Source organism: Kitasatospora sp. NPDC059327, assembly GCF_042752535.1.
Taxonomy (GTDB): Bacteria; Actinomycetota; Actinomycetes; order Streptomycetales; family Streptomycetaceae; genus Kitasatospora.
Window position 1 is genome coordinate 56297 of record NZ_JBHYYB010000001.1, and the last position, 10845, is coordinate 67141.

Below are 10845 nucleotides of genomic sequence, written 5' to 3' on the forward strand. Positions count from 1 at the left end.
GGAAGACATGGCGAACGACGAGAAGTTGCTGAACTACCTGAAGCAGGTCTCCGCGGACCTCTACCAGGCCCGGCACCAGCTGCGGGAGTTCGAGGAGCGGGACCAGGAGCCCATCGCGATCGTCGGGATGGGGTGCCGGTTCCCCGGCGGGGTCGCCTCGCCGGAGGACCTCTGGCGGCTGCTGGCCGACGGCGGTGACGCGATCACCCCGTTCCCCACCAACCGGGGCTGGCCGTCGGACCTGTTCGACCCGGACCCGGACCGGACCGGCAAGACGTACAGCACGGACGGTGGATTCCTGCACGGCGCAGGGGAGTTCGACGCCGAGTTCTTCGGCATGAGCCCGCGTGAGGCGATGGGCGTCGACGCCCAGCAGCGGCTGCTGCTGGAGACCGCCTGGGAGACGCTCGAACGGGCCGGGATCGATCCGGCCGCCGTGCGGGAGCAGCCGCTCGGCGTCTTCACCGGGGTGATGTACGCGGACTACGGGGCCCGCTTCCTGACCGCGCCGGACGGCTTCGAGGGCTACCTCGGGCACGGCAGCGCGGCGAGCATCGCCTCCGGGCGGATCGCCTACAACCTGGGTCTGACCGGTCCCGCGATCACGGTGGACACCGCCTGCTCCTCGTCCCTGGTGGCGCTGCACCTGGCGATCCGGGCGCTGCGGGCCGGCGAGTGCACGATGGCGCTGGCCGGCGGGGTCACCGTGATGTCCTCCCCGGCGGTCTTCGTGGAGTTCTCCCGCCAGCGCGGGCTCTCCTCCGACGGCCGGTGCAAGTCCTTCTCGGCCGCCGCCGACGGGGTCGGCTGGTCGGAGGGCGTCGGCCTGCTGCTGGTGGAGCGGCTGTCGGACGCCCGGCGCAACGGGCACCCGGTGCTGGCGGTGGTGCGCGGCTCGGCGGTCAACCAGGACGGCGCGTCGAACGGGCTGACCGCGCCCAATGGCCCGGCGCAGCAGCGGGTGATCCGGCAGGCGCTGGCGAACGCCGGGCTGACCGCGGCCGACGTGGACGTGGTCGAGGCGCACGGCACCGGCACCCGGCTCGGCGACCCGATCGAGGCCGAGGCGCTGCTGGCCACCTACGGGCGCGAGCGGGAGGGCGACCGGCCGCTCTACCTGGGGTCGGTGAAGTCCAACATCGGTCACACCCAGGCCGCCGCCGGGGTGGCCGGCATCATCAAGCTCGTCATGGCGCTGCGCAACGGCGTCCTGCCCCGCACCCTGCACGTGGACACCCCCTCGCCGCACATCGAGTGGGAGACCGGCGCCGTCCGGTTGCTCGACCGCGAGCAGGCCTGGGCGCCGGGCGCCCGCCTCCGGCGCGGCGCGGTGTCCTCGTTCGGCATCAGCGGCACCAACGCGCACGTCGTACTGGAGGAGGCGCCTGAGGAGGCGCCCGGAACGGCACCCGAGGAGGCGGGCGGGCACGCGCCCGGGCCCGCGTCCGAGGAGGCACCCGGGCCGGACCGCACCCCGCCCGCCGTGGTGCCCTGGGTGCTCTCCGCCCGCAGCGCCGCCGCCCTGCGGGCGCAGGCGGCCCGGCTGGCCGCGTGGCCCGCCCCCGACCTCGCCGACGCGGGCCTGGCACTGCTCGCCACCCGTACCGCCTTCGAGCACCGGGCGGTCGTGCTCGGCACGGACCACGCGGAGCTGACGGCCGGGCTGGCCGCCGTGGCCGACGGCGCCCCGGCGGCCGTCACCGGTACGGCCGGCGCGCCCGGCGGCACGGTGTTCGTGTTCCCCGGGCAGGGCTCGCAGTGGCTCGGCATGGCCACCGAACTGCTCGGCGGCTCCCCGGCGTTCGCCGCCGCGATGGCCGAGTGCGACGAGGTCCTCGGCGAACTGACCGGCTGGTCCGTCCTCGACCTGCTGGCCGAGACCGAGGACGCGTCCTCCCTGGAACGCGTCGACGTCGTCCAGCCCGCCCTGTTCGCGGTCATGGTGTCGCTGGCGGCGGCCTGGCGGGCGATCGGGGTCTCCCCGGCCGCGGTGATCGGGCACTCGCAGGGCGAGATCGCGGCCGCCTGCGTGGCCGGCGCGCTCTCCCTGCGCGACGCGGCCAGCGTGGTGGTGCTGCGCAGCCGCGCCCTGACCGAACTGGCCGGACTCGGCGGCATGGCGTCCGTCCCGCTCTCCCTCGCCGAGGTCGAGGAGCGGCTGACCGCGTACGGCGCGGAGCTCTCCGTGGCGGCCGTCAACGGCCCCCGGGCCGTGGTCGTCTCCGGTTCCGCCGGCGCGCTCGACGACCTGCTCGCCGCCCTGACCGCCGAGGACGTCCGGGTCCGCCGGATCCCGGTGGACTACGCCTCGCACTCCGCGCACGTCGAGGGGATCCGCGACCGGCTGCTGACCGAGCTCCGCGACCTCGCGCCGCGTCCGGCCGACGTCCCGCTCTGGTCCACGGTGACCGGCGGGTGGCTGGACACCGCCGGGATGGACGCCGACTACTGGTACGAGAACCTGCGCCGCACGGTGCGCTTCGCCGACGGCACCGCGGCCCTGCTGGCCTCCGGGCACAGCACCTTCGTGGAGATCAGCCCGCACCCGGTGCTCACCCCGGGCATCGGGGAGACGGCCGAGGAGCACGGCGCCGGGCACGCCGTCGTGGTCGGCTCGCTGCGCCGCCGGCACGGCGGCCTGCAGCAGCTGCTGTCCAACGCGGCCGCGCTGCACGTGCGGGGCGTGCCGGTCGACTGGGCGGCCCTGTTCGACGGCCCGCGCCGGCCGGCCGAGCTGCCCACCTACGCCTTCCAGCACACCGACTACTGGCTCCGGTCCGACGGATCGGTGGGCGACGTCACGGCCGCCGGCCTCGGGCTCGCGGGGCACCCCCTGCTGGGCGCCTCGGTCGAACTGGCCGGCGGCGGCGTGGTGCTGACCGGGCGGCTGGCGCTGAGCAGCCACCCGTGGCTGGCCGACCACGCCGTCCTGGACACCGTGCTGCTGCCCGGCACCGGGCTGCTGGAACTCGTCACCACGGCGGGTGACCGGCTGGGCTGCGGTCGCATCGAGGACCTCACCCTGACCGCGCCGCTGCTGCTGCCCGCCCAGGGCGCCGTCCAGATCCAGGTCGTCGTCGGCCCGGCGGACGAGCACGGGCAGCGCGAGGCGTCCGTGCACTCGCGGCCCGAACCGGCCGACGGGCTGCCGGAGCCCGTCTGGACCGGCCACGCCACCGGAGTGGTCGGCCCCGGCGGCACGCCGCCCGCCGAGCTGGGCGCCTGGCCGCCGCCCGGCGCCGTCGAGGTGGACCTGGACGGCGTCTACGCCCGGCTGGCCGGGCTCGGCCACGGCTACGGCCCGCAGTTCCAGGGCCTGCGCCGGGTCTGGCGGCGGCACGGCGAACTCTTCGCCGAGACCGCGCTCAGCCCCGAGCAGGCCACCGAAGCGGCCCGGTTCGTGCTCCACCCCGCCCTGTTCGACGCCGCCCTGCACCCACTGCTGCGCGGTGTCGTCGACGACGGCCGGCACGGCGGGCTGCCGTTCGCGTGGAGCGGCGTCGAGGTGCACGCGGCCGGCGCCACCCGGCTCAGGGTCCGCCTCACCCCGACCGGGCCCGACTCCGTCGCGCTGGCCCTCGCCGACGCCGACGGCGCGCCCGTCGCCACCGTGGCCACGCTGACCTGGCGCGAGGTCGACCCGAAGGCCCTGCGCGGCGCGAGCCGTGAGCACGACGACCTGTTCCGGATCGACTGGCGCCCGGCCACCGCCACCCGGCCGGCGCCCGCGCGGCCCGCCCTGCTCGCCGCCGCGGACCTGTCGGCGGTGTTCCCCGGCGGCACCGGGTACCCGGATCTGGCCGCGCTGCGCCGGGCACTGGACGACGGGGCACCGGCGCCCGAGCTGGTCCTGACCGGCCCGGCGCCGGGTGACGACGGCGACCCGCTCGCCGCCACCCACGCGGCCGTGACCGGGACGGCCGCCCTGCTCGCCGCCTGGCTGTCCGACGAGCGGCTGGCCGGCACCCGGCTCGCCGTCGTCACCCGGGGCGCGGTCGACGGCACCGACCTCGCCGCCGCGGGCGTCCGGGGCCTGCTGCGGGCCGCCGCCACCGAGCACCCCGGGCGCTTCCTGCTGGTCGACGCGGACAGCGGCCCGGCGGCACCCCCGGCGGACCTCTGGACGGCGGCGCTGAGCGTCGACGAGCCCGAGGTGCTGCTCCGCGACGGTGCCGTCCTGGTGCCCCGGCTGGCCCGGGTGCCCGCTGCCGACGCGCCCGCTGCCGACGCGCCCGCCGGCCCGGCGACCCCGGCCGGCGCGGACGCCGGCCCGGACACCGGCGTCGGCTCCGACCCGGGCCCGTTCGACCCCGACGGCACCGTCCTCGTCACGGGTGCCACCGGCGCGCTCGGCACCCGGCTCGCCCACCACCTGGTCCGCGAGCACGGGGTGCGCCACCTGCTGCTGGTCAGCCGCTCCGGACCGGCCGCGCCCGGAGCGCGGGCCCTGCGCGACGAACTGGCCGCCCTCGGCGCCGAGGCCACCGTCGCGGCCTGCGACGTCGGCGACCGGGCCGCGCTCACCGCGCTGCTCGCCGCCGTCCCCGCCGACCGGCCGCTGCGCGCGGTCGTGCACACCGCCGGCGTTCTCGACGACGGGCTCGTCACCGCGCTCACGCCGGAGCGGTTCGCCGCCGTGCTGCGCCCGAAGGCCGACGCGGCCTGGCACCTGCACGAGTTGACCCGTGACCTCGACCTGACGGCCTTCGTCCTCTACTCCTCGGCCGCCGCCACCTTCGGCGGCGCGGGCCAGGCCAACTACGCGGCGGCCAACGGCTTCCTGGACGCGCTGGCCGCCCACCGCGCCCGGCTCGGCCTGCCGGTGACCACCCTGGCGTGGGGGCTGTGGGAGTCGAGCGGGGCGATGACCGGCGAACTGACCGACGGCGACCGCGACCGCATCGCCCGGGCCGGCATGCGCCCGCTCACCGACGCGGAGGGACTCACCCTGTTCGACACCGCGTTGCGGGAGGGCCACCCCTGGACCCTGCCCACCCGGCTCGACCTGCCCGTCCTGCGCGGCCTCGGCGCCGAACTCCCGCCCCTGCTGCGCGGCCTGGTCCGGCCCACCGCGCGCCGCGGCACCGCCGGCAAGGGCGAGAGCGCCTCCGCGCTGACCGGCCGGCTGGCCGGGCTCACCCCCGCCGAGCGCTCCCGCGTCCTGGCCGACCTGGTCCGGGTCCAGGTCGCCGAGGTGCTCGGGCACCGCGACGCCTCGGCCATCGAGGCGGACCGGCCGTTCACCGAGCTGGGCTTCGACTCGCTGACCGCCGTCGAACTGCGCAACCGGCTCAGGAACGTGACGGGCCTGAAGCCCTCCGCCACCCTGGTCTTCGACTACCCGAGCGTGGCCGCGCTGGCCGCCCATCTCGACGCCGAACTCGGCGGCGCGGCCGCGGCGGTTCCGGCGGCCGCCGCGGCCCCGGCCGGCTCCCCGGTCGACGACGACCCCGTCGTCATCGTCGGCATGGCCTGCCGCTACCCCGGCGGGGTCGGTTCGCCCGAGGACCTCTGGCAGTTGGTCACCGACGGAGTCGACGCCATCCGGCCGTTCCCGGCCGAACGCGGCTGGAGCATCGAGGACCTGTACGACGCCGATCCGGACGCGCCCGGCAAGACCTACACCGTCGAAGGCGGGTTCCTCGACGACGTCGACCGCTTCGACGCGGGCTTCTTCGGCATCTCCCCGCGCGAGGCGCTCAGCATGGACCCGCAGCAGCGGCTGCTGCTGGAGACGACCTGGGAGGTGTTCGAGCACGCCGGTATCGACCCGCAGGCGCTGCGCGGCAGTCAGACCGGCGTCTTCGCCGGCATCAGCGGCCAGGACCACGCGGGCATCCTCGCCAAGGCCCCCGAGTTCGAGGGCTATCTGCTGACCGGCAGCGCGGGCGCCATCGCCTCCGGCCGGATCGCCTACACCTTCGGCTTCACCGGTCCGACGCTGACGGTCGACACCGCCTGTTCCTCCTCGCTGGTGGCGATCCACCTGGCGGCGCAGGCGCTGCGCAACGGTGAGTGCTCGCTGGCCCTGGCGAGCGGTGTGATCGTGATGTCCACCCCGACCCTGTTCGTGGAATTCTCGCGGCAGCGGGTCGGGGCGCCGGACGGCCGGTGCAAGTCCTTCTCGGCGGCCGCCGACGGCGCGGGCTGGTCGGAGGGTGCGGGCGTGCTGCTCCTGGAGCGGCTGTCGGACGCGCGGCGGCTCGGGCACCGGGTCTGGGCGGTCCTGCGCGGCAGCGCGGTCAACCAGGACGGTGCGTCGAACGGGTTGACGGCGCCGAACGGTCCTTCGCAGGAGCGGGTGATCCGGCAGGCGTTGGCGGCTGCGGGTCTGTCGGCGTCCGAGGTGGACGCGGTGGAGGCGCACGGGACGGGGACGAAGCTGGGTGATCCGATCGAGGCCCAGGCCCTGCTGGCGACGTACGGGCGTGACCGTGACGCGGACCGGCCGCTCTACCTCGGGTCGGTGAAGTCCAACATCGGACACACCCAGCACGCGGCGGGGATGGCCGGTGTGATCAAGATGGCGCTGGCGATGCGGCACGGCGTCCTGCCCCGGAGCCTGTATGCGGAGGAACCGTCACCGTTCATCGACTGGTCGGCGGGTGCGGTGGAGTTGCTGAGTGAGGCCCGGGAGTGGTTGCCGGGTGAGCGGCCGCGTCGGGCGGGGGTGTCGTCCTTCGGGATCAGTGGCACGAACGCGCACGTGATCCTCGAAGAGGGGGATCCGGCCGTCGCCGTCGCGGGTGATCGTGCGGTGATGCCGGTGGTGCCGTGGGTGGTGTCGGCGAGGTCGGTGGAGGCGTTGGACGCGCAGGTGGCGCAGGTGGCGCAGGTGGCGCAGGTGGCGCAGGTGGCGCGGGTGGCTGGGCTGGCGCCCGAGGGTGGTGGCGTCGATCCGGTGGATGTGGGCTGGTCGTTGGTGGCGTCGCGGTCGGTGTTCGAGCATCGGGCGGTGTTGTTGGGTGCTCACGGTTCCGAACTCGCTTCCGCCGAGCCGGTGGTGGCTTCGCCGGGTGGGGTGCGTGCCGGTGTGGGGTTCTTGTTCGCGGGCCAGGGTGGTCAGCGGGTGGGCATGGGCCGTGAGTTGTCCGAGGCGTTTCCGGTGTTCCGGGCGGCGTTCGAGGAGGTGTGCGCGGGCCTGGATGTGCCGGTCTCCGATGCGGTCTCCTCGGGTGAGGGCTTGGGCCGTACGGGGTTGGCGCAGCCGGCGTTGTTCGCGTTGGAGGTGGCGCTGTTCCGTCTCTTCTCCTCGTGGGGGGTGACGCCGAAGGTGCTGGTGGGGCATTCGGTGGGGGAGATCGCGGCGGCGCATGTGGCGGGGGTGTTCGATCTGGCGGACGCGTGCCGTCTGGTGTCGGCTCGGGCGCGGTTGATGGAGGCGTTGCCGGCGGGTGGGGTGATGGTGGCTCTGGAGGCGGCGGAGCACGAGGTCGTCCCGCTCCTCGAAGGCCTGGACCACACCGGGATCGCGGCGGTCAACTCGCCGACCTCGCTGGTGGTGTCCGGCGCGGAGGACGAGGTCCGCACGGTGCTGGAGGCGTTGCCGGGCCGTCGGACGAAGCGGCTCGATGTGAGTCACGCCTTCCACTCCCCGCTGATGGCGCCGATGTTGGCGCAGTTCCGTGAGGTGGTGGCGGGGTTGGAGTTCCACCCGCCCCGCCTCCCGGCGGTCTCCACGGTCACCGGCGGCCCGGTGGACGGGGAGTGGTGCGACCCGGGGTACTGGGTCGAGCACGTGGCCCGCACGGTCCGCTTCGCCGACGCCATCACCGCTTCCGGTGTGGACAGTTGGGTCGAACTCGGCCCCGACGCCGTCCTCGCCGGCCTCGTCGACAACGCCACCCCGACGCTGCGCGCGGACCGGCCGGAGGGCCGGCAGGCGGTGGCGGCGCTCGCGCACGCCTTCGTCCACGGTGCGGATGTCGACTGGCCGGTGCTGTTCGCGGGCCACGAGCCGCGTCGGGTCGAGCTGCCGACCTACGCCTTCCAACGCGAGCGCTACTGGCTGGAGCCGACGGTCGGGGGCGATGTGACCTCGGCCGGACTGTCCGCCGCCGGACACCCGCTGCTCGCTGCCGCAGTGGAACTCCCGGAGGAGGGAGCGGTGTTGACCGGGCGGATCTCCCTCGGCACGCACCCCTGGCTGGCCGACCACACGATCGGCGGTGCGGTCGTGCTGCCCGGCGCCCTCCTGCTCGATCTGGTGATCGCCGCCGGTGACCGCGTCGGTGCGCCCCGGGTGACGCAGGCCGCCGCCACGGCGCCGCTCGCCCTGCCGGAGCAGGGCGCGGTGCGGGTGCAGGTGGTCGTCGGGGCACCGGACGAGGCCGGACTGCGCCCGGTGGTCGTCCGGTCGTGCCCGGACTCGGGCGCCGGTGAGGCGTGGACCGTGCATCTGACGGCCTCCGTCGGCGCCGAGCGGGCGCCGGACGCCGCGGTGCGCTGGCAGCCGGGCACGGAGCTGTCCCCGGAGACGGTGGCGGAACGGATCGCCGACCAGGGCTTCGCGTACGGGCCGGCCTTCCCGGGGCCGCGGCGGGTCTGGCCGGCGGAGGACCGGGTGTGGGCCGAGGTCGACCTGGCCGAACCCGGTGCGTTCGTGCTGCACCCGGGGCTGTTCGACGGGGCGCTCCGGGCATGGACCGCCGCCCAGGACGCGCCGGGGCCGCTGGTCCCGGTGGCCTGGACGGATGTGCGGGTGCACGCGGCCGGGGTCACCGCCGTCCGGGCCGTGATCGGCCGCGTGGACACGGAGGCGGAGGCGGAGGCAGAGGCGGAAACGGCGCGGGACGCCGAGGCCGACCAGGACGGGGACACCGTGTCCATCGTCCTGACCGACCACGACGGGACGGTGGTCGCCTCGGCCGGGTCGGTACGGCTCGCGGCCCCGCCGGCGGCCGGGCGGCGCACCGGGCCGGACTCCCTGTTCCGGCTGGTGTGGCAGCCCGCCGCCACCACCGCGCCGGCGGAACCGTCCGACTGGGCGGTCCTCGGTGACCGGCCGGCCGGGGCGACCGGCGCCCGCGGGTTCGCCGGTCTCGGCGCGCTGCGCGACGCGGTCGACGCCGGCGACGGGGCGCCGTCCCTGGTGCTGGCCCGGGTGGCGGCGCCCGCCGGAGCCCCGGCCGCCGGGGACGTGCCGGCCGCCGCCCACGCGGTGGTTCGCGAGACGCTGGAGCTCGTCCAGGCGTGGCTGGCCGAGGAGCGGTTCGCCGACTCCCGGCTGGTGTTCGTCTGCCCCGGGGCGACCGACGGCCGTGACCCGGTGGCCGCCGCCGCGTGGGGCCTGATCCGCTCGGCGCGGTCGGAGCACCCGGGGCGGTTCGGCCTGCTGGACGCGGACCTGGACCGGGCGGCGGATGTCGCCGTCCTGGCGGGGGCCGCCTTCGGGGAGGAGACCGAGGCGGCCGTCCGGGACGGCGCGCTGCTGGTGCCCCGGCTCGTCCCGGCACACCCGGCGGACCAGGTCGCGGGGCAGGTCGCGGGGCAGCCGTTCCCCACCCTGGATCCGACGGGCACGGTGCTGGTCACGGGCGCCACCGGAGTCCTGGGCCGCCTGGTGGCCCGGCACCTGGTGACGGCCCTCGGCGCCCGCCGGCTGCTGCTGGTCAGCCGGAGCGGTCCGAGGGCCGAGGGCGCGGACGAGCTGCTGGCCGAGCTGACGGCGCTGGGGGCCGAGGTCGACCTCCGGGCCTGTGACGTCGCCGACCGGGACGCGCTGGCCGGACTGCTGGCCGGGATCCTGGCCGGCCACCCGCTGACGGCGGTCGTCCACACGGCGGGTGTGCTGGACGACGGCCTGATCACCTCGATGACGGCCGAGCAGGCGGCCGGGGTGCTGCGTCCCAAGGTGGACGCGGCCTGGCACCTGCACGAGCTGACCCGGTCGGCGGATCTCGCCGCCTTCGTGCTGTACTCCTCGGCCAGCGGTGTGCTGGGCGGGGTCGGCCAGGCCAACTACGCGGCGGCCAACGCCTTCCTGGACGCGCTCGCCGCGCACCGGGCCGCGCGCGGTCTGCCCGCGACCTCGCTGGCCTGGGGGCTCTGGGCGGACGCGAGCGCGATGACCGGACACCTCTCGGAGGCCGACCTGCGCCGGCTGGCCCGGGGCGGACTGGTGCCGTTGACCGCCCAGGACGGCATGGCGCTGTTCGACGAGGCCGTCGGCACCGGCGAACCGCTGCTCGCGGCGGTCCGCTGGGACGTGGGCGCGCTGCGCGCCCAGGGGGCGGCGCTGCCGTCGGTCCTGCGCGGTCTGCTCCGGGGCACCGCGGCCGGTCGCCGCCAGGCCTCGGCCGGCCGGGTCGGGGCGTTGCTGGAGCGGCTCGCCGCGGTCGGTGAGGCCGAGCGCGACCGGATCCTGCTGGACGCGGTACGGGAGGCGATCGCGACCGTGCTCGGTCACGACGGCACCCGGCGTGTCCAGCCGGACCGGGTGCTCTCCGAGCTGGGGTTCGACTCGCTGACCGCCGTCGAACTGCGCAACCGGCTCGGCCTCGTCACCGGGCTGCGGCTCCCCACGGCGCTGGTCTTCGACCACCCGACGGCCGGGGCGATCGCCGCCCACCTGGCCGAACGCCTGGTCCTGCCCGGCGCGCAGACCCGCCCGGTCGCGAGCGTCGGCGAGGAACTGGACCGGCTGGAGGCGGCGCTGGCCGCCACCTCGGTGACGGGTCCGGACGGCCGGACGGTCGCGAACAGGCTGGAGACGCTGCTCGCCCGCTGGCGGGACGCCATGGCCCGCCCCGAGGAGGGGGCGGACCCGGAGCGGATCGCGAGCGTCTCGGTCGACGAGCTGTTCGACATCATCGACGCCGAACTCGACCCCCAGTGACCGATCCG

At 76.2% G+C, this 10845-nt stretch carries 1 protein-coding gene; it reads left to right on the top strand.

From position 1 onward, the window contains the following. Nucleotides 1-7 precede the first annotated feature (7 nt). Nucleotides 8-10837 (top strand): type I polyketide synthase, encoded by a 10830-nt coding sequence (locus tag ACFXHB_RS00135; protein ID WP_380570969.1) that lies wholly within the window; start codon nt 8-10, stop codon nt 10835-10837. Nucleotides 10838-10845: the final 8 nt, after the last annotated feature.